Raw genomic sequence first — 18,820 nt, forward strand, 5'->3', positions numbered from 1 at the left:
GGAAAAAGGCCGTCTGAAATAAAGTGCAGGATAGGCTGTTTACAAAGTGCCGTAAGAATGCAGGCCGCTCAAGAACATATTCACGCCGATAAAGGCAAAGGCGGTAATGATTAAGCCGATGACTGCCCACCAAGCCAACACCCTGCCGCGCCAGCCTGCCACCAGCCGCAAATGCAACCAGACAGCGTAATTCAGCCAAACGATAAATGCCCAAGTTTCTTTCGGGTCCCAGCTCCAATAGCGACCCCAGGCATCTGCCGCCCATAATGCGCCGAGGATGGTGGCAATCGTAAAGAACAGGAAACCGACGGCAATCGCTTTGTACATGACTTCTTCAATAACTTGCGAGTGCGGCAGCCATGATTTTTTGCCCGCATCTTCTTTTCTGAGCGCCAGCAGTTCGGCAATACCCAGCATGGCGGCGATACAGAATGCGCCGTAGCCGATAAAGTTGGCCGGAACGTGGATTTTCATCCACCAAGACTGCAAAGCAGGAATCAGCGGCTGAATGGCATGCGCCTCGCGTGAAACGCTGTACCACAAGACAAATCCGACCACAATCGCCATAAAGCTGAAGACGAAGCCACCCAGTTTTTGTACGGCAAAACGGCCTTCGTAATAGAGATACATCAGCGCCGTAATGACCAAGAACAAGATAAATACTTCGTAAAGGTTGGAAACCGGAATATGGCCGGCATCGGGACGCAACAGATAGCTTTCATGCCAGCGCACCAGCAAACCGACAAAGCCCGCCACCGCGGAAACCCACGCAAACACCGTACCCATGCCCAAAAGCGTATTGGACGGCACATTTTTGCGTACCGCCGCTATCGCGCCGACGATATAGGCAAACAAGGCAAAGAACACAAACGCGCATTGCCACATAATCGCCGACTGGCTGCTTAACAGGTATTTGAGCAGGAAGCCGTCTGCGTGTTTGATGTCGCCGCCATACAAATCAACGGCCAAATACGCCAAGCACACGCCCAAAGGGATAAACCAGCGCATCGGTTTGAAAAACCAACCCAGAAAAACGGCAATACCGCCACTCACCCACAAAATCACCATTTCGTAGATGTCCATGTGCAGACCGGCCTGGGTTTGGGCAATAAACGCACCAACTGCAATCAGCAGCGCGAACGCCCAGTCGAAGAGGCTAAGGTTTCGGATAAATGATTTGTGTGTCAGAAGCTCATGCTCAGGCAAGGCCTGATGTTTGTTATTCATGGTTCAAATCCTTGGCAAGCTGCTGCAATTGCCGTGTGTGTTGCGGAAATTCTTTCTGCAAGTCGCGTTCGTTGCGGCTGGAAGACATGGCAAAACGGATACGGCCGTCTGAAAACAGCAGCCAAGCGCGTTTTTCACGAATATAGAACATAAACACCGTACCCAACACCAGCAATACCGAACCCAAATACACCAGGAATGCACCCGGCGAACGGGTCATCTGCAGGCCGGAAGAGCGCACTTCAGCCAAACTTTCCAGTTGCAGCAGCATCGGTGCGGGATATTCGGTCAAACCGGTATAAGCGTCCATTGCATGCAGCAGGAATCGGTTGCGTTTTTCATCTTGCGGCCAAGCCGGCAGATTGTATGTGCTGATCGTATCTTCCAAAGCGGCATTCATCACGCCATAGAGCATCTCGTAGAAATAGCCCTGCATTTTTTCCTGCTGATCTTTGGGAATGTTGGTGGTAACAAATTCGTCCAAAGCCAAATAGCCGCCTTTGGCAAAAATCGACAAAGTATTTTCCGCCGCCGCCATGAATTGCTCGCGGATTTCGGCAGGCGCGCCTTTGACGGCGTTGGCAACGGTTTTACGGCGTGCCGCGTCGTCTTTCAAATATTGGCGCAAAGCCATAAAGGTATCGATTTTACCGTTTTTATCCATCGGAATGCGCAACCAACGATATTGCTGCGCCAAGCCGCTGCGTGTGCCGGTAATGAAGAAATAATCTTCATCTTGTTTTACCGGCAACATATAGTTTTTATATTCGACCGCCTGCCCTGCTTTGTCGCGGATGCGGTAAACGATAGACGGGCCGATATTGGTGTATTTTTTGCCTTCCTGACGAACGGAGCGAACATCATTGATGGCGGATTTCAGGTTTTGCTCTTTTTCAGACGGCTCGCTCATGTCTTCGACGTTCATCGAAGTAAACTGGTCAAATTCCAGTTTATAAGAGGTCTTGCCCAAATCCAGCGGAAACTCGCGCATGGAAGTTGCTTTGAGTTTGACCGGAGTGCGGTCGGCATCAGCCAGATTCCAAGCTTTAAACGTCAAGTCTGAGCCTCCGTCGGCGAAACTTGCCTGATAAACCGTAATACCGTGCAGCGTCAAAGGATGGTTGACGCGGATAGTGTGTTCGCTGACTTTGCCGGTCGCCTTGTCCGTTATTTCCAAGTCGCTGGCAAAATCGCGGGGCATACCGGTATCGTAAAAGTCGATATGGAATTTCTTCAATTTGACCGAAAACGGTAGGTCTTGCACCAGCATGCCGTTATCCGCATTCAGAAACACCACGTCCGCACTCTGCCCTTCCGCAATATTGACATTGCCCCTAAACGACAGGTTGGATTCTCCCAACACGCTTTCGGGCTTAAAGTCTTTGGCGTAAACCGCCGTATTGTCCGGCACGACTTGGCCGGTGAGCATGCCGATTTTCAGCAGGATATTGCTGTCTATCAAACCGCCCAAACAAATTACAATCAGCGCGGCATGGGCAAAGATATAACCCCATTTGTTCATCGCACCTTTTTTCGCCGCCACCAAAACCGAACCGTCTTCACGCGTAACGGTTTTGCAGCCATAGCCCTGCACTTCCAAATAACGTTGCGCAACTTCGGGCGTTACCTGTCCGTCTAAAACGATGGAATGGCGCATTGCCGCCAGTGATTTTTCCTTCGCGTTTTCACGGAAGGAACGAATCTCGCGCAAAAACGGCGGAACATTGCGAATCAGGCACAATCCGGTGGAAATCACCAAAAACATCATGATGACAACGAACCACGCCGAGGCGTACACGTCGTACAGGCCCAAAAAGCCGAAAATCTGCGACCAAAACGGGCCGAATTTCACCAAATAATCGACTTGTGGCTGGTTTTGCTGCAAGACCGTACCGATAATCGAAGCCACGCCCAACAGGCTGAGCAGGGCGACGGCAAAACGCATGGAGCTGAAAAAGGCAAACCACGGTCTGCGGATGAGTGGGACGGATGATGAAGATTTACTCATGTCTCAAATGTCGGCTGGGGGCAACCCGATCGATGGAACGGACTGCAATGACGTGTGATGCGAAAGGAAGAATACTGCATATTGTAGTAAAAATCTTGCTGTCGCTATTTGAAAAAAACAATCAGGCTTATCGGCATATATTGGCTAAGGCCGTCTGAAGGGTTTTCAGACGGCCTGTATCAATAAGCTCGTTTCAAAACGAAATTAGTGCAAACCTTGGATGAAGTTGGCTACTGCGTTCAACTCTTCTTCGCTCAGGCGGTTGGCAATATCGGCCATGATGGCGTTTTTGCGTTGGCCGGATTGGTAAGCTTTCATTTGCTCGACAACGTAAGCTTTGTGTTGGCCGCCCAGACGAGGATAGGCTTGGATTTCAGTACCGCCGCCAGGGATACCTGCGCCGCTAGGACCGTGGCAAGACATACATGCCGGCAGTTTTTTAGCGCTCAGGCCGCCGCGATAGATTTTCGCGCCCAGCTCTGGGTTTTCTTTAGGATTGGCTTCGCCCGGTTTGCCTTGTTGTTTGGCGTAGTAGGCGGCAGCGTCGCGGATGTCTTGTTCGGACAAGTTCATCACCATCGGTTTCATCACGCCGGCAGCACCGTGGGTGCGGGTACCGTCTTTGATGGCCATGGTTTGACCGTAGGTGTAGGCCGCAGCCTGACCTGCCAGTTTAGGATAAGTTGCGATACCGCTGTTACCATCGGCTGCGTGACACGCCGCACAGATAGTAGTCGCTACCTGTTTGCCTTTTTCAGCATCTGCTTTAGGGGCAGCGGAAACCGCACCGGCAGCCAATACCAAGGCCAATAAAGTCAATCGTTTCATGGAGTGCTCCTGATTACAGCATTGCGTACCGCGTCAATGCCTTTTTTATACTCAAATACCGGGGAATTTTCCCGATTAAAACCGATAATTCTATAAACGTGCTATTCTATACCAAGTTTACATTAAATTACTACTCAAATTACCAAACTGCTGCAACATAAATGCCCGATACAAATTATGATGTTGCAGTTTTGTTTCCATGCAAGGAAATACTGATGAATCTTTTTCAAAACGCCAAATTCTTTACAACGGTCAACCATCTGAAAGACCTGCCCAACACGCCGGCCGAGATTGCCTTTGTCGGCCGAAGCAATGCCGGCAAATCCAGCGCCATCAATACCTTAACCAATCATGTGCGCCTTGCCTATGTTTCCAAAACACCGGGCCGCACCCAACACATCAATTTCTTTGAACTGGAAAACGGCAATTTCATGGTTGACTTGCCCGGCTACGGCTACGCGCAAGTACCGGAGGCCATCCGTACGCACTGGGTCAAACTCTTGGGCGACTACCTGCAACAACGCCGCCAACTGATCGGTCTGATTCTGATTATGGACTCGCGCCATCCGCTCAAAGCTTTAGACATTCAAATGCTGGACTTTTTCCACATTACCAGCCGTCCTGTGCATATCCTGCTGTCAAAAGCAGACAAGCTGTCTAAAAATGACCAAATTAAAACTTTGGCGGCGGTAAAAAAATCACTTAAACCCTACACCGACCGCCAAAAAATCAGCGTTCAATTATTCTCCAGCCTGAAAAAACAAGGCATGGGCGAAGTCAATCAAGTGGTCGGTTCATGGTTTGACGCGCATCGCGAAGAAATCGAAAATCTTGCAGGCGAAGCATCGCCTGAATGATTGTAAAACAAGGCGGAATGAGATAAGTTGACCAACCGCAAATCTTATTCCGTCATTTGGTTTCTCATCATCGCGTTTACCATTTAATCCGGGGCATGTCTCACACATGCCCTTTTTTCATCACACTTTTTTGTTTTCACACGCAAACCACAATCTGCGCCAAATATGTCATCACAACATATCAGCAAGGCCGTCTGAAAGCGCGGCTTCGATCTCCATTATTAAAATGTTAATTTTAGTATTGCAACCCATTACACATCTTAGCGTTTTGCTCATATTCAGCTAATTGTTGAGGCATAGAATGCATTCATCGTTCAACAACACAGTAGGAAAGAAAATCATGAAACGCATTAACGCTTTTATTTCAAAAAAACTCATCATTGCCGGTATTATTGCTTCAAGTTTGGGCGTTGCCGGTGCGGCAGGTACCATGGCTTTCAAAGAAGGTATGTTTGCAAAGGTTTCCGGCCAGCAAGCAGCCGCAGCAGCGGTAGCAGAAGTGGGCGGCGTCGTTAAAGATGTCGATTACAAATACAAACAACATTTGGGCGGCCGTTACAAAGTAGAAATCTTGAAAGACGGCGTCGAATACGAAGCTTTGGTTGATGCTCAAAACGGCAAAGTATTGGCGGTAGCACAAGATGACGATCAAGACAAACGACACTTTGGTAAACATGATAAGCATCATAAACATGATAACTATGACAATGCTGAGCCCTCTTCATCGCAAAATACAGATTATCAGGCTCCTGCAGATGCTGCACCTGGCACACCTGAAAATGCAACCGCTTCCGAGGTAACACAATCTTAATTTAAACTTTAAAAAAGCCAATGCCGTCTGAAACTTTCAGACGGCATTGGCTTTATAATGCAGCATTATTTAAAACACGATTTACATCAAGCTAATCGTTTTCAGACGGCCTTTGTCTCATCTTCGCCGCCTACCCAACCTGCTTCTTTCAATTTCCGCCGTTGTGCATCATAGCGGGCTTTTTCCGCCCAATACATTGTCTGGATACAGGCATCGCCGCACTCGCTGCCGCAACATTCCCACGACTCGGGGCGGATAGGTTCGTCTAAAAGCGGCTCGCCCAAGATGGCTTCGGCTTTATTCTTCAGGGTCGTATCCATCGGCAATTTCCAAGCGAGCGCCGTCAAATTCAATCACTTCGCCGCCGCGTATTTTGGCGGTTTTACGGGTTTCAGTTTCGCCGTTGCGCAACACCAGCCCTTCAGCGATAAACGCTTTTGCCTGTCCCCCGCTTTCGGCAAGGCCGGCCAATTTCAACAGGTCGCATAAAGCGATGTATTCATTATCTTCAAGATAGACTGTTGCTTCCATCATTTAATCCTTTTCAATAATGGCGATATTTTAACATGGCCGTCTGAAAGAAAGCCCCCTTCTGTTTGATTTGCTTTATCCAAACCCATTACATTTGGTTTTCAGACGGCCTTTAACCGCCAACCCTGCTACAATATGCCTTTTATTGTTCACGCCGATTTTGCCATGACCGAGCCGACCTACATCCCCCTGCGCCTGCATACCGAATTTTCGATTACCGACGGTATGGTGCGGATTAAAAAACTGATTGCCAAAGCGCAGGAATACGGTTTGCCTGCTTTGGGCATCAGCGATTTGATGAACGAATTCGGTTTGGTGAAATTCTATAAAGCCTGCCGCGGTGCAGGAATTAAGCCCATCGGCGCGGCGGATGTGTGGATAGGCAATCCGAATGCACCCGACAAGCCGTTCCGCGCCATGCTGATTATCCGCAACGATGCGGGCTATCTGCGCTTGAGCGAGCTTTTGACGGAGGCCTATGTCGGCAAAGACCGCAATGTCCATCATGCGGAACTCAACCCCGAATGGCTGGCAAACGGCGACAACAGCGGCTTGATTTGTTTGAGCGGCGCGCATTACGGCGAAGTGGGCGTGAATCTATTGAACGGCAATGAAGAAGCGGCGCGGGCGGCGGCGTTGAAGTATGCGGCGTGGTTTCCCGATGCGTTTTATTTAGAGCTGCAACGCCTGCCCGAACGCCCTGAATGGGAGGCTTGCGTTTCCGGCAGCGTGAAGCTGGCGGAGGAACTGGGTTTGCCGGTAGTGGCAACGCATCCGACCCAGTTTATGAGCAGCGATGATTTCAACGCGCACGAGGCGCGGGTGTGTATCGCTGGCGGCTGGGTACTGACGGACAAAAAACGTCCGCGCGATTTCACACCGAGCCAGTTTTTCATTCCCCCGGAAACCATGGCCGAACGTTTCGCCGACTTGCCCGAAGCCTTGGAAAACACGGTAGAAATTGCCAAACGCTGCAATCTGCACATCACATTGGGCAAAAACTTCCTGCCGCTCTTCCCTACTCCAGACGGTCTGTCGCTGGATGATTATTTGGTGAAACTGTCCAATGAGGGTTTGCAGGAACGCATGGTTCAGCTTTATCCCGACGAGGCGGAGCGTGCGGCAAAAATGCCGGAATATCAGGAACGTTTGGATTTTGAGTTGAACATCATCATCCAGATGAAATTCCCCGGCTATTTCCTTATCGTACAAGACTTTATCAACTGGGCGAAAACGCACGGCTGTCCGGTCGGACCGGGACGCGGCTCGGGCGCAGGTTCGCTGGTGGCGTATTCATTGAAGATTACCGACCTTGATCCGCTGAAATACGCGCTGCTGTTCGAGCGTTTCTTAAACCCTGAACGCGTTTCCATGCCTGACTTCGACGTGGACTTCTGTCAGGCAAACCGCGGCCGCGTGATTGAATATGTGCGCGAGAAATACGGCGCGGAAGCGGTCAGCCAGATTGTGACTTTCGGCACGATGTCGTCCAAAGCGGTCATCCGCGACGTGGGACGCGTGCTGGAACTGCCGTTTATGCTGTGCGACAAACTGTCCAAGCTGATTCCGTTGGAAGCCAACAAACCTCTGGGGCTGGACGATGCAATGAAGGCCGAGCCGCAAATTCAGGAATTAATCGAAGCGGAAGAAGCGGACGAACTGATTACGCTGGCGAAAAAGCTGGAAGACCTGACGCGCGGTTTGGGTATGCACGCAGGCGGCGTGTTGATTGCGCCGGGCAAGATTTCCGATTACAGCCCTGTGTATCAGGCGGACGAATCCGCCTCGCCCGTATCCATGTACGACAAGGGCGACGTGGAAGACGTGGGTTTGGTGAAATTCGACTTTTTGGGTCTGCGCAACCTGACCATTATCGAAATGGCGCAGAACAACATCAAAAATACCACCGGCGATATCGTCAATGTCGGCAAGATTCCGCTCGACGACCAAGCCGCCTACCAAATCTTCCGCGATGCGAACACCACCGCCGTCTTCCAGTTCGAGTCGACCGGCATGAAAAAAATGCTGAAAACGGCGCATACGACCAAGTTTGAAGAACTCATCGCCTTCGTATCGCTCTACCGACCCGGCCCGATGGACAACATCCCCGACTTCGTCGCGCGCATGAAAGGTCAGGAATTCCAATACATCCACCCTCTGCTCGAAGGCATCCTCGCGCCAACCTACGGGATTATGGTGTATCAGGAACAAGTGATGCAGGCGGCGCAGATTATCGGCGGCTACTCGCTCGGCGGCGCGGACTTGCTGCGTCGTGCCATGGGTAAGAAAAAACCTGAAGAAATGGTGAAACACCGCGAAATCTTCGCCGAAGGCGCGGCGAAACAAGGCATTTCGCGCGAAAAATCCGACGAAATCTTCAACTACATGGAAAAATTCGCCGGCTACGGTTTCAACAAATCCCACGCCGCCGCCTACGCCCTGATTTCCTACCAGACCGCATGGCTCAAAGCCCATTACCCCGCCGAATTTATGGCGGCGACCATGTCGTCTGAATTGGACAACACCGACCAGCTCAAGCATTTCTACGACGACTGCCGCGCCAACGGCATCGAGTTCCTGCCGCCCGACATCAACGAATCCGACTACCGCTTCACGCCGTATCCGAACATGAAAATCCGCTACGCACTCGGCGCGATTAAAGGCACGGGCGAAGCCGCCGTCGAATCCATCATCGCCGCGCGGCAAAGCGGCGGCAAGTTTACCGGCCTCTTGGACTTCTGCGAGCGCGTCGGCAAAGAACACATGAACCGCCGCACCCTCGAAGCCCTGATACGCGGCGGCGCGTTCGACAGCATCGAACCCAACCGTGCCATGCTCTTGGCAAACATCGACCTCGCCATGAACAACGCCGACCAAAAAGCCGCCAACGCCAATCAGGGCGGGCTTTTCGACATGATGGAAGATGCCATCGAACCGGTGCAGCTCATCGACGCGCCCATGTGGAGCGAATCGGAAAAACTCGCCGAAGAAAAAACCGTCATCGGCTTTTATCTGTCCGGCCACCCGTTCGGTCCGTATGCCCAAGAAGTCCGCCAAATCGCCCCGACCAAATTAGGTCGTCTGAAACCGCAAGACAGCGTGCGCCTCGCCGGATTCGTCACCGCAGTGCGCACCATGATGGGCAAGCGCGGCAAAATCGCCTTCGTCAGCCTCGAAGATTTGAGCGGGCAGATTGAAATCATGGTCAGCGGCCAGACGCTGGAAAACTGCGCCGACTACCTCAAATCCGACCAAGTGCTGATTATCGAATCCAAAGTCAGCCGCGACGACTACGGTGGAGGCGACGGGCTGCGCATCATGGCAAACCAAGTCATGACCCTGCAAATGGCGCGCGAACGCTACGCCCGCAGCCTCAGCCTCGCCCTCGCACCCGGCCACGACATAACACGCCTCGCCACCATCCTCACCGCACACCGCCTGCCCGACACGTCGCACATCCCGCTGCAACTGTCGTACAGCAACGGCAAAGCATCGGGCAAATTGAAAATTGCGCCCAAATGGATGGTAACGCCAAGCACCGCCTTGTTTGACGAACTGGAAACATTGCTCGGCAGTAGGGCTGTTCGTGTAAATTGGTAAAATTAAAGGCCGTCTGAAACTACACGTTCAGACGGCCTTTAATTTAAAAAGCGCTTTAAAAACATAAATCAATATTCGGTTTTCAGACGACCTTATTGTATAGAACGGTTATCTGAAAAGTTTATTGCATAAAGCCTTTGACCAATAAGGAAAGATAGCCCACAACAAAGGGGAGCGACAATGCCGAAACAATGTCAAGCACCCAGTAAATACATTGGTTTAATACAGTTTTTGAGGCGGTAAGCCACAGCAGTTTTAAATATAGGGCAAACCAAACAAAGGGAGTGAAAATACACCCCCTTTTTCTATAGAAGCCCCATATTAAAGGCCGTCTGAAAAACAGTTTTATTTAACGATTTCAACAGGACCGTGGTCGTCGCAATGGTCGCCGTGTTGGTGGTGCAGACGGCCGTTGACGATGTAGTCGACGTGATCGCCGTGCGGTACGGCTTCGTGGCCGCAACCTTCGCTGTGAACGTGGCCGTGGCAGGTGTCAACCGGATGGCAGCCGTCAGGATTGGTTTCATTGACACTCAGTGCATGCTCGTCGTAGTGGCCGTTGTGCTCATGGTGCAGGTGGCCGTCGTGCAGATAATCAACGTGGCCTTCGTGTTTGATGGCAGTGTGTCCGCAGTTTGCGCCGTGAACGTGGTCATGATGTTCGTGGGTTTTGCAGGTCATTTTTTCTCTCCTAATGTTCAGTGAATAGCAATCTTTCTCGATTGATTTTTTTATCTTATCTTTTTTTGATATAAACGTAAAAAATTTTACAGTTATTAATATATTGTTACGATATATCATCTGTTGATATATCGGCCTATTTTATTTTTTCAGACGGCCTTTCATTTATAATTCATTTATTTTCAGCGAGAACTTCAAACCCTTCCGACCATTCAAAATATCGAATTTTTCAGCCGTAACGGGTAACATGGAAACAAAGGGATAGGTTCTTCAAACAAACAGGTACTGCAATGGGAAAACAAACCAGACTTTATATGGTTCGCAGCACTCAAGGTGTGCTTTATGACGTATTTTTCGAGCGCGGCGTGGCGGCGTTGGCTTGGCCCATGCTGGCCGAAGCGGCGGCAAAAGGTTTTGGCCGTGAGGAGCTGACCGATATTTACCGTTCGGCCGTGCCGAATGTGAAGTTGAGAACTGCGCAATCGGGCGCGGCTCAGGTGTGGCGGTTTGTCAACGAATTGGCTGATGGAGATGCCGTACTGACCTACTCGCCTGCTTTGCGCCGTTATCGGGTCGGCAGGATTACAGGCCGCGCGGTGCATTGTCCGCAATGGGATGATGAGAAAATGTCGCTGGCACGGCCGGTTGAGTGGCTGGGCGAAGTATGTCGCGACGATTTGAGCGTGGCAGCACAACGGGCTTTGGGCAGCGTGGCAACTTTGTTTGCGGTATCGGAAGCGTGTGCGGCAGAAATTTTTGAACGCGTGGGTTTTCAGACGGCCTAAAAAGGGAAAGGAAACAGCATTATGTGGAACACCATACAGGATTGGCTGAATGCTTTGCCTGTCAGTGAAGAAATCATCAAATCGGCTTTAATGTCAGTGGTGATGATTGTGGCCGTCATTGCCGGGCGCAGCATTTTGCTTTCGGCACATTTTCGCAGCCATCCGGATTTGAGTATCGAAAACAAACGCCGTTCGCTGGTGTTCAGCCGCAACTTGACCATGTTGCTGATCCTGCTCGGACTGGCGATGATTTGGGCGGCGCAGATTCAAACTTTGGCGTTGTCAATGTTTGCGGTAGCCGCAGCAATTGTGGTGGCGACCAAAGAATTGATTATGTGTTTGTCCGGCAGCATCCTGCGCTCAGTGACTAAACAATATTCCATCGGCGACTACATCGAAATCAACAGCCTGCGCGGACGGGTGGTCGATATCAATATGCTGAACACGCTGATGATGCAAATCGGCCCCAATCCGTTAATTGGCCAGCTTTCCGGTAAAACGCTCTCGTTTCCCAACAGCCTGCTTCTGAGCCACACCGTGCGCCGCGACAATATTTTGGGCGATTATGTAATTCATACGGTGGAAATCCCCGTGCCGATTCATTTGGATTCGGACGAAATCATCGGCCGTCTGAAAAATGTTCTTGAGCCCTTGTGCGAGCCTTATGTCCCTGCCATCAAGCAGCATTTGGAAAACGTGCAAACCCAAAAATTGTTTATCACGCCCGCCGCCCAGCCGCGTGTATCCCGCGTGCCACATGACGATAAGGTGTACAACATCATCGTGCGCTTTGCCTCGCCCGTAGCCAAACGCTTGGAAATCCAACAGGCGGTTTTGGACGAATTCTTGCGCACGCAATACCAATTAATCAATAAATTAAAATAGCCAAGTTTATATATATACTATCAAATCCCTTACAATACCCGAATTCATAATCAACAATAAGGAAAACTCATGTTGCCCGAATCAGCCCTTGCCGAAATGTACCCTGTAATCATGACCCCCAGCCATGACGGCAAATATTTCCACAACTACACCCTCTCACTTCTGAACATCGTCCACACCAACGCCTCGCACGGCCTGCCGCTTCAAATAATGATGCAGCGCGGCGAAAGCCTGATTACGCGCGCACGCAACAACTGCGTGGCCACATTCTTAGAAAACAAAGAATGGACGCATTTATTCTGGATTGACTCCGACATCGGCTTCTCTCCAGATTCATTCTATCGACTGCTTTTGGCCGACAAAGACGTTGTGGCAGGCATTTATCCGCTCAAACGCGAAAATTGGCCTGAAGAAGGCGTTCCGGCCGGCACGACACAAGCCGACTTCGAGCGCATGTACACTTCTTATACCGTCAACACCAGCGAAAAAAATGAAAACGGTGAAATCGTACTGAAAGTCGATGAAGACGGTTTTATGAAAGTTCATGATGCGCCAACCGGCTTTATGGTTATCAAGCGCAGCGTATTTGAAAAAATGATGGCAGCCTACCCCGAGTTGAACTACATCTCCGACAGTGACTACAACAGAGAAGACAAAGGCCTACACTACCGATTCTTCGACTGCATGGTTGATCCGGAAAGCAAACGCTATCTGTCCGAAGACTACACCTTCTGTCACCTCTGGCGTCAAATCGGCGGCGACGTATACGTCGACGTACAATCTAACCTGACCCATCAAGGCGCAAAAGTGTATCGCGGCTCGTTTGCCGAATCCCTGCAAACCAATATTGCCAATGCAGTATTTGCCCCAAAAGGCACACCGATGCGCCTCGAGCTGGCTGCGCCATTGCACGCCAATCCGCGCGGCGCAGAATAAGATTGGCCGATAGGCAGGCGGGACACTTTAATTCTGCCTGTCCGTCACCATATAACGTCTATCGTTTTCTTTTCAGACGGCCACAAGGCCGTCTGAATCCATCTTATTCAGGAGAAACCATATGAGCGACAACGTCCTGCTCCACTTGGGCGAAGAACCCCGTTTCGACCAAATCAAAACCGAAGACATCAAACCCGCCCTGCAAACCGCCATTGCCGAAGCGCGCGAACAAATCGCCGCCATCAAAGCGCAAACGCACACCGACTGGGCCAACACCGTCGAAAAACTGACCGACATTACCGAACGCGTCGGCCGCATTTGGAGCGTGGTTTCCCATCTCAACTCCGTGGTCGATACGCCCGAGCTGCGTGCCGTATACAACGAATTGATGCCTGAAATCACCATCTTCTTCACCGAAATCGGTCAAGACATCGAGTTGTACAACCGCTTCAAAATCATCAAAAACTCTGCCGAATTCGACACCCTCTCCCCGGCGCAACAAACCAAGCTCAACCACGACTTGCGCGATTTCGTCCTCAGCGGTGCCGAATTACCGCCCGAACAGCAGGCAGAACTGGCGCAACTGCAAACCGAAGGCGCGCAACTGGGTGCCAAATTCGCACAAAACGTCCAAGACGCGACCGACGCTTTCGGCATTTACTTTGACGATGCCGCACCACTTGCCGGCATTCCCGAAGACTCCATCGCCATGTTTGCCGCCGCCGCACAAAGCGAAGGCAAAACAGGCTACAAAATCGGCCTGCAGATTCCGCACTACCTCGCCGTTATCCAATACGCCGACAACCGCGAACTGCGCGAACAAATCTATCGCGCCTACGTTACCCGTGCCAGCGAATTGGCTGACGAAGGCAAATTCGACAACACAGCCAACGTCGAACAAACGCTTGCAAACGCGCTGAAAACCGCCAAACTACTCGGCTTCAAAAACTACGCCGAGCTGTCGCTGGCCACCAAAATGGCGGATACGCCCGAACAGGTTCTGAATTTCCTGCACGACCTTGCCCGCCGCGCCAAACCGTTTGCCGAAAAAGACTTTGCCGAAATCAAAGCCTTTGCACGCGAAAGCCTGAATATCGAAGATCCGCAATCTTGGGACTTGAGCTACGCCGCCGAAAAACTGCGCCAAGCCAAATACGCCTTCAGCGAAACCGAAGTGAAAAAATACTTCCCTATCAGCAAAGTATTGGCAGGCCTGTTTGCCCAAATCAAAAAACTCTACGGCATCGAGCTGGCTGAAAAAACAGCCCCCGTTTGGCACAAAGACGTGCGCTATTTCGAGCTGAAACAAGACGGCCAAACCATCGGCGGCGTTTACATGGACTTGTACGCACGCGAAGGCAAACGCGGCGGCGCATGGATGGACGGCTACAAAGGCCGCCGCCGTTTCGCCGACGGTACGCTGCAACTGCCGACCGCCTACCTCGTCTGCAACTTCACCCCGCCGGTTGGCGACAAAGAAGCGCGTTTGAGCCACGACGAAATCATCACCCTCTTCCATGAAACCGGCCACGGCCTGCACCACTTGTTGACCCAGGTTGACGAAGTGGGCGTATCCGGCATCAACGGCGTCGAATGGGACGCGGTCGAGCTGCCTAGCCAATTCATGGAAAACTTCGTTTGGGAATACGACGTATTGGCGCAAATGTCCTCGCACGAAGAAACCGGCGCGGTATTACCGAAAGAGCTGTTTGACAAAATGCACGCGGCTAAAAACTTCCAACGCGGTATGTTCCTCGTCCGTCAAATGGAATTTGCCCTCTTCGACATGGAAATCTACCATCAGGAAGATGAAGGCCGTCTGAAAGAATGGCCGCAAATCTTGGACAAGGTGCGTCAAGAAGTCGCCGTGACCCAACCGCCGGCATACAACCGCTTCGCCTTGAGCTTCAGCCACATCTTCGCCGGCGGCTACGCCGCAGGCTATTACAGCTACGCATGGGCGGAAGTTTTGAGTGCAGATGCTTACGCCGCTTTTGAAGAAAGCGACGACGTTGCCGAAACCGGCCGCCGCTTCTGGAAAGAAATACTGGCTGTCGGCGGTTCACGCAGCGCAGCAGAATCCTTCAAAGCCTTCCGCGGCCGCGAACCAAGCCTGGATGCCCTGCTCCGCCACAGCGGTTTCGACAACGCAGCTTGATTTGAAAATCCGCGATTTTAATTGCTGATTCAACGCTAAAGGCCGTCTGAAATGTTTCAGACGGCCTTTTTATAATCCATTCAATATTTTCAGCAAAACAAATATAAAACCATTCAGCCGATAAAACCACCCAGTGCGGAAAGTCGCAACAGTTGCCAAGCTCAATATTTTCCCAATGCAAACAAGCCACCCATAAAAACAGGGCATGTTCCCCATGCCCTATCATTTGAATTTCAGACGGCCTTTCGGTTGCCAAAACTGATTAGGAACAATAAGTAAGCCCTGTCCCTAACAAGACTTCGAGGAAAACAGAAGTCCACATTTCAAACCCCTATCTCCCCTGCCCAACGCTAAAATTAGTTTTTGCCCTTTTTATCGCCGGCGTCCAAGCGCATATTGATAAATTCCATCATCAAATCTTTTTTCGTCCAAAAAAAGGTTTTCATTTTTTCCAAAGAATAGATTTTCCGAATCATCGCCGGCAATCCTGCGTGAACGATGGCCGCGACTTCGCCATTGGTTGTTTCGTTGTCCATGGCGGCTTTGAGGTTTAGATTGTGCGTATTCAGGTAGTTGCTAAGCTCTTTCCTGACGCTGTTGCTGATTTCGAATTGTTTCATGTTTTCCGTCCATAATGTTTTTATAATTAAATAGCATAGAATTCTAACAAGTTTTTTGCATCATGCATATCCCAACTTGCATATTGTTGCGAAATTTACAATTTGGCTTTTGGGTAAATTTGTGCCTGCAACACATTGTTGCGACGCACTAAATCGGATTGTTTTGACTATTTTGTTTTGGCTCGGGCCGTATTGCGGATAAAATAATGGTTTTAGGTGTTGAGGCCGTCTGAAATGTATTTGTGGTTTAAGCTGCTGCATGTGTTTTTTGTGATTTCTTGGTTTGCCGGACTGTTTTATCTGCCGCGGATTTATGTGAATCTGGCGCAATTGGAACCCGGCAGCGCGGAATATGTACGGCTGACGGATATGTCGCGGCGGCTGTACCGCTTTATGTCACCTTTGGGCTGGGGAACGCTGATATTCGGCGCGGCCATCGGCTTTGTCAACAATTGGTGGGGCAACGGCTGGCTGGCGGTTAAATTATTGTGCGGCCTGCTGCTCTTGGCTTATCAGCTTTATTGCGGCCTGCTGCTGCGCCGTTTTCAAAACGGCAGCAATGTGTATTCGCACCGCTGGTATCGGGTATTCAACGAACTCCCCGTTTTAATGATGGTGGCCGCGCTTTATATGGTGGTTTTCAAGCCGTTTTGATCTTCAGACGGCCTGTTTGGTAAATAAGGAAAGAATTCATGACGGTCGAAATCGAACGCCGCTTTTTGCTGGCGGATGACAGTTGGCGCGAAGCGGCAGGCGAGCCGCTGGTGTTGCAACAGGGCTATTTGAGCGTGGAAAAAGAGCGCACCATCCGTGTGCGGATTATCGGTTCGCAAGCCTGGCTGACCCTGAAAGGCTATATTTCCGACATGACGCGCAGCGAATTTGAATACGAAATTCCGCTGGCTCACGCGCAAGCGATGATGGCGGATATGTGCCCGTTTAAAATGGAAAAATACCGCTATCGTGTCGAATTTGAAGGCTTTGTGTATGAAATCGACGAATATTTCGGCGACAATGCGCCCTTGATTGTGGCGGAAATCGAATTGCCGTCTGAAGATACCGAGTTTCCCAAACCGTCTTGGCTGGGCAAGGAAATCACGGCAGACGGAAAATTCACCAATGCGTATTTGAGCAAACATCCGTATTCGTCTTGGACGGAATAACGAGTACGACCCACATACAAAAAAGGCATGTATCGCACATGCCTTTTTTCTTTTCAGACGGCCTGATTTGCTTTACCGATATTTGCATCGAGCTGCTTTCGACATACCGTTTCAAATATCGGGCAAGTTCGTGTGCTTTATCCGTGTAACCTTACGCCGGACGGCAGGCCACCATGTAGTTGACTTCGGTCGAGTCGCACAAGGAATAACGGCCGCTCAACAAATTGTAGGTCATGCCCTTGCTGCCGACGGTATCCAATCCGGCTTGGCGGCACATGCGCGCGAGCTCTGCCGGCGTGATGAATTTTTTCCAGTCGTGCGTGCCTTTGGGGACAAATTTCAACAGATATTCCGCGCCGACAATCAGATGCAGATAAGATTTGGGATTGCGGTTAATGGTGGAGAAAAACACCATGCCGTCTGGTTTGACCAGTTTCGCACATGCTTGAACGATGGCGGCCGGATCAGGAACGTGTTCCATCATTTCCATACACGTTACCACATCGAAGCTGTGCGGCTGCTCGGCGGCGAGGTCTTCGACGCGGATGCAGCGGTAATCGATATTGGCAACATGTTGGCTGGCAGCATGGGCAACGGCGGTTTGCAGGGATTTTTCCGCCATATCGATGCCGGTTACGTGTTCTGCGCCGCGTTTGGCCATGCTTTCCGACAAAATCCCGCCACCGCAGCCTACATCCAACACGCGTTTGCCTGCCAATCCGGCATAGCCGTCGATATAGTCGAGGCGCAAGGGGTTGATGTCATGCAGGGGCTTGAATTCGCCGTTTTTATCCCACCATTTGTCGGCGATTTGGCTGAACTTGGCGATTTCGCCGGCATCTACGTTGTCGTGTTGATTGCTCATGGTTTGCTCCTGCATAAAATCATTCGCCTGATTTTAGCCGATTGTGCTTCAAAATAAAATGTTTCAGACGGCCTTTGCCCGTTTATCGGCCCTATTTCAACTTTCATCCGCCTGCCCATAAAAAACGCACCTTGTAACAAGGTGCGTTTCAATCAGCATGATTTAGAATTTAGCGCCGGATTCGTTGGCCATGTAGTCAACTGCGGCTTTCACTTCGTCGTCGCTCAAGCTGCTGTTGCCGCCTTTGGCAGGCATGGAATTAAAGCCTTCGAGGGCGTGTTTGTGCAAGGTGTCTTTGCCTTGTTTAATGCGAGGCGCCCAGTCTTCTTTTTTGCCTACAGCCGGAGCGCCGGGAATCAAGCCGCTGTGGCATGCTTTACAGTTCGCTTCAAAAACAGCTTTGCCGTCCACTTTGGCGGATTCTGCAGGCTTGGCGTCAGCGGCAGGCGCTTCAGTTTTTTCTTCAGGCTTGGCAGCTTCTTCAGGTTTAGCGGCTTCCTCTGCTTTGCTGGCAGCAGCTTCGGCTTTATCGGCAGCTTCTTGAGCGGCAGACGCAGCAGCATCGGCAGCAGAAGCAACTTCGTTTTTAACTTCAGATGCAACGGCTTGAGCAGCCTCTTGAGTCTCCTGTTTAGCCTCTTGGGAACAAGCTGTCAAACCAGCCATCATCATTACGGCAATCAGTAATTTGTTCATGTTCTGTCTTTCCTTAGTTTTAGTTTAAATCACTGTTTTATATAAACAGCTTAAAAATTTTAGCATAGAAACTAATTCGTTCGACCTACACTATAATAAATATTGGTATAAATCAGATTTTGTCACAAAAACAGGAAAAATGTAGGAAAACGTTGCGTTGTTTACACCA

At 50.6% G+C, this 18,820-nt stretch carries 18 protein-coding genes; 9 read left to right on the top strand and 9 right to left on the bottom strand.

All coding sequences use genetic code 11. From position 1 onward, the window contains the following. Nucleotides 1-39: 39 nt before the first annotated feature. The 3 genes from ccsB to HMPREF2872_RS03300 all read right to left on the bottom strand — a co-directional run bounded on the left by ccsB (nt 40) and on the right by HMPREF2872_RS03300 (nt 4,063). Nucleotides 40-1,227, bottom strand: coding sequence for a c-type cytochrome biogenesis protein CcsB (gene ccsB, locus HMPREF2872_RS03290; RefSeq protein WP_070631193.1), 1,188 nt, complete (start codon nt 1,225-1,227; stop codon nt 40-42). Beyond that, nucleotides 1,220-3,172: a cytochrome c biogenesis protein ResB gene (locus tag HMPREF2872_RS03295; RefSeq protein ID WP_070631194.1), complete on the bottom strand. Its 1,953-nt coding sequence runs from the start codon at nt 3,170-3,172 to the stop codon at nt 1,220-1,222. Before HMPREF2872_RS03295 ends, ccsB begins: the two co-directional genes overlap by 8 nt. 267 nt (nt 3,173-3,439) lie before the next feature. Then, nucleotides 3,440-4,063 (bottom strand): c-type cytochrome, encoded by a 624-nt coding sequence (locus HMPREF2872_RS03300; protein WP_003684518.1) that lies wholly within the window; start codon nt 4,061-4,063, stop codon nt 3,440-3,442. A 215-nt stretch (nt 4,064-4,278) separates the two neighbouring features. On the opposite strand from HMPREF2872_RS03300, the gene yihA reads away from it, so the two are divergent. Both yihA and HMPREF2872_RS03310 read left to right on the top strand, forming a co-directional pair. Next, on the top strand, nt 4,279-4,920 hold the full coding sequence (gene yihA / locus HMPREF2872_RS03305) for a ribosome biogenesis GTP-binding protein YihA/YsxC (RefSeq protein WP_070631196.1): 642 nt from the start codon (nt 4,279-4,281) through the stop codon (nt 4,918-4,920). A 340-nt stretch (nt 4,921-5,260) separates the two neighbouring features. Continuing rightward, nucleotides 5,261-5,731, top strand: a complete 471-nt coding sequence (locus HMPREF2872_RS03310; RefSeq protein ID WP_283118975.1) for a PepSY domain-containing protein — start codon at nt 5,261-5,263, stop codon at nt 5,729-5,731. 101 nt (nt 5,732-5,832) lie between these two features. On the opposite strand, the gene HMPREF2872_RS03315 is transcribed toward HMPREF2872_RS03310, so the two are convergent. Further along, on the bottom strand, nt 5,833-6,051 hold the full coding sequence (locus HMPREF2872_RS03315; RefSeq protein ID WP_049336941.1) for a hypothetical protein: 219 nt from the start codon (nt 6,049-6,051) through the stop codon (nt 5,833-5,835). Beyond that, nucleotides 6,029-6,262 carry an RNA-binding S4 domain-containing protein gene (locus HMPREF2872_RS03320; protein WP_002221492.1) on the bottom strand — a complete coding sequence of 78 codons (234 nt, stop codon included), beginning with the start codon at nt 6,260-6,262 and terminating at the stop codon, nt 6,029-6,031. The genes HMPREF2872_RS03315 and HMPREF2872_RS03320 overlap by 23 nt, the downstream gene beginning before the upstream one ends. 165 nt (nt 6,263-6,427) lie before the next feature. Between HMPREF2872_RS03320 and dnaE the strand changes: the two genes are divergently transcribed. Next, nucleotides 6,428-9,862 carry a DNA polymerase III subunit alpha gene (dnaE, locus tag HMPREF2872_RS03325; protein ID WP_070631213.1) on the top strand — a complete coding sequence of 1,145 codons (3,435 nt, stop codon included), beginning with the start codon at nt 6,428-6,430 and terminating at the stop codon, nt 9,860-9,862. Between the two features lie 345 nt (nt 9,863-10,207). Here dnaE and HMPREF2872_RS03330 read toward each other — a convergent pair whose 3' ends face one another. After that, nucleotides 10,208-10,543: a hypothetical protein gene (locus HMPREF2872_RS03330; protein ID WP_049350783.1), complete on the bottom strand. Its 336-nt coding sequence runs from the start codon at nt 10,541-10,543 to the stop codon at nt 10,208-10,210. 290 nt (nt 10,544-10,833) lie between these two features. On the opposite strand from HMPREF2872_RS03330, the gene HMPREF2872_RS03335 reads away from it, so the two are divergent. The 4 genes from HMPREF2872_RS03335 to HMPREF2872_RS03350 all read left to right on the top strand — a co-directional run bounded on the left by HMPREF2872_RS03335 (nt 10,834) and on the right by HMPREF2872_RS03350 (nt 15,307). Next, entirely contained in the window at nt 10,834-11,328 is a 495-nt protein-coding gene (locus HMPREF2872_RS03335; protein ID WP_070631198.1) for a restriction endonuclease, read from the top strand. Between the two features lie 21 nt (nt 11,329-11,349). Further along, nucleotides 11,350-12,213 carry a mechanosensitive ion channel family protein gene (locus HMPREF2872_RS03340; protein ID WP_070631200.1) on the top strand — a complete coding sequence of 288 codons (864 nt, stop codon included), beginning with the start codon at nt 11,350-11,352 and terminating at the stop codon, nt 12,211-12,213. 69 nt (nt 12,214-12,282) lie between these two features. Further along, the gene (locus tag HMPREF2872_RS03345) at nt 12,283-13,149 is read left to right on the top strand and encodes a hypothetical protein (protein ID WP_070631203.1); all 867 of its coding nucleotides are present in this window, start codon (nt 12,283-12,285) and stop codon (nt 13,147-13,149) included. 121 nt (nt 13,150-13,270) lie between these two features. Next, nucleotides 13,271-15,307: a M3 family metallopeptidase gene (locus HMPREF2872_RS03350; RefSeq protein ID WP_070631205.1), complete on the top strand. Its 2,037-nt coding sequence runs from the start codon at nt 13,271-13,273 to the stop codon at nt 15,305-15,307. A gap of 356 nt (nt 15,308-15,663) precedes the next feature. Here the strand turns inward: HMPREF2872_RS03350 and HMPREF2872_RS03355 are convergent, their stop codons facing one another. After that, entirely contained in the window at nt 15,664-15,927 is a 264-nt protein-coding gene (locus HMPREF2872_RS03355) for a hypothetical protein (protein WP_049350787.1), read from the bottom strand. Nucleotides 15,928-16,161: 234 nt separating this feature from the next. Between HMPREF2872_RS03355 and HMPREF2872_RS03360 the strand changes: the two genes are divergently transcribed. Both HMPREF2872_RS03360 and HMPREF2872_RS03365 read left to right on the top strand, forming a co-directional pair. After that, nucleotides 16,162-16,581, top strand: a complete 420-nt coding sequence (locus HMPREF2872_RS03360) for a CopD family protein (RefSeq protein ID WP_070631207.1) — start codon at nt 16,162-16,164, stop codon at nt 16,579-16,581. A gap of 38 nt (nt 16,582-16,619) precedes the next feature. Then, nucleotides 16,620-17,090 carry a CYTH domain-containing protein gene (locus tag HMPREF2872_RS03365; protein WP_004520907.1) on the top strand — a complete coding sequence of 157 codons (471 nt, stop codon included), beginning with the start codon at nt 16,620-16,622 and terminating at the stop codon, nt 17,088-17,090. 151 nt (nt 17,091-17,241) lie between these two features. On the opposite strand, the gene ubiG is transcribed toward HMPREF2872_RS03365, so the two are convergent. After that, complete coding sequence (gene ubiG, locus HMPREF2872_RS03370; RefSeq protein WP_210398838.1) at nt 17,242-17,955, bottom strand: bifunctional 2-polyprenyl-6-hydroxyphenol methylase/3-demethylubiquinol 3-O-methyltransferase UbiG; 714 nt, start codon at nt 17,953-17,955, stop codon at nt 17,242-17,244. Between the two features lie 162 nt (nt 17,956-18,117). Beyond that, on the bottom strand, nt 18,118-18,651 hold the full coding sequence (locus tag HMPREF2872_RS03375; RefSeq protein WP_049350790.1) for a c-type cytochrome: 534 nt from the start codon (nt 18,649-18,651) through the stop codon (nt 18,118-18,120). Between the last annotated feature and the right edge of the window lie 169 nt (nt 18,652-18,820).

It is taken from the genome of Neisseria sp. HMSC069H12, assembly GCF_001812735.1.
GTDB classification, from domain to species: Bacteria; Pseudomonadota; Gammaproteobacteria; order Burkholderiales; family Neisseriaceae; genus Neisseria; species Neisseria subflava.

Coding starts and splice junctions, on each gene's coding strand:
- HMPREF2872_RS03315 (WP_049336941.1), bottom strand. CDS start 6,051: ATGGATACGACCCTGAAGAATAAAGCCGAAGCCATCTTGGGCGAGCCG.
- HMPREF2872_RS03350 (WP_070631205.1), top strand. CDS start 13,271: ATGAGCGACAACGTCCTGCTCCACTTGGGCGAAGAACCCCGTTTCGAC.
- HMPREF2872_RS03310 (WP_283118975.1), top strand. CDS start 5,261: ATGAAACGCATTAACGCTTTTATTTCAAAAAAACTCATCATTGCCGGT.
- HMPREF2872_RS03330 (WP_049350783.1), bottom strand. CDS start 10,543: ATGACCTGCAAAACCCACGAACATCATGACCACGTTCACGGCGCAAAC.
- HMPREF2872_RS03355 (WP_049350787.1), bottom strand. CDS start 15,927: ATGAAACAATTCGAAATCAGCAACAGCGTCAGGAAAGAGCTTAGCAAC.
- HMPREF2872_RS03360 (WP_070631207.1), top strand. CDS start 16,162: ATGTATTTGTGGTTTAAGCTGCTGCATGTGTTTTTTGTGATTTCTTGG.
- HMPREF2872_RS03365 (WP_004520907.1), top strand. CDS start 16,620: ATGACGGTCGAAATCGAACGCCGCTTTTTGCTGGCGGATGACAGTTGG.
- yihA (WP_070631196.1), top strand. CDS start 4,279: ATGAATCTTTTTCAAAACGCCAAATTCTTTACAACGGTCAACCATCTG.
- HMPREF2872_RS03340 (WP_070631200.1), top strand. CDS start 11,350: ATGTGGAACACCATACAGGATTGGCTGAATGCTTTGCCTGTCAGTGAA.
- HMPREF2872_RS03345 (WP_070631203.1), top strand. CDS start 12,283: ATGTTGCCCGAATCAGCCCTTGCCGAAATGTACCCTGTAATCATGACC.
- HMPREF2872_RS03295 (WP_070631194.1), bottom strand. CDS start 3,172: ATGCGTTTTGCCGTCGCCCTGCTCAGCCTGTTGGGCGTGGCTTCGATT.
- HMPREF2872_RS03320 (WP_002221492.1), bottom strand. CDS start 6,262: ATGGAAGCAACAGTCTATCTTGAAGATAATGAATACATCGCTTTATGC.
- HMPREF2872_RS03335 (WP_070631198.1), top strand. CDS start 10,834: ATGGGAAAACAAACCAGACTTTATATGGTTCGCAGCACTCAAGGTGTG.
- HMPREF2872_RS03300 (WP_003684518.1), bottom strand. CDS start 4,063: ATGAAACGATTGACTTTATTGGCCTTGGTATTGGCTGCCGGTGCGGTT.
- dnaE (WP_070631213.1), top strand. CDS start 6,428: ATGACCGAGCCGACCTACATCCCCCTGCGCCTGCATACCGAATTTTCG.
- ccsB (WP_070631193.1), bottom strand. CDS start 1,227: ATGAATAACAAACATCAGGCCTTGCCTGAGCATGAGCTTCTGACACAC.
- ubiG (WP_210398838.1), bottom strand. CDS start 17,955: ATGAGCAATCAACACGACAACGTAGATGCCGGCGAAATCGCCAAGTTC.
- HMPREF2872_RS03375 (WP_049350790.1), bottom strand. CDS start 18,651: ATGAACAAATTACTGATTGCCGTAATGATGATGGCTGGTTTGACAGCT.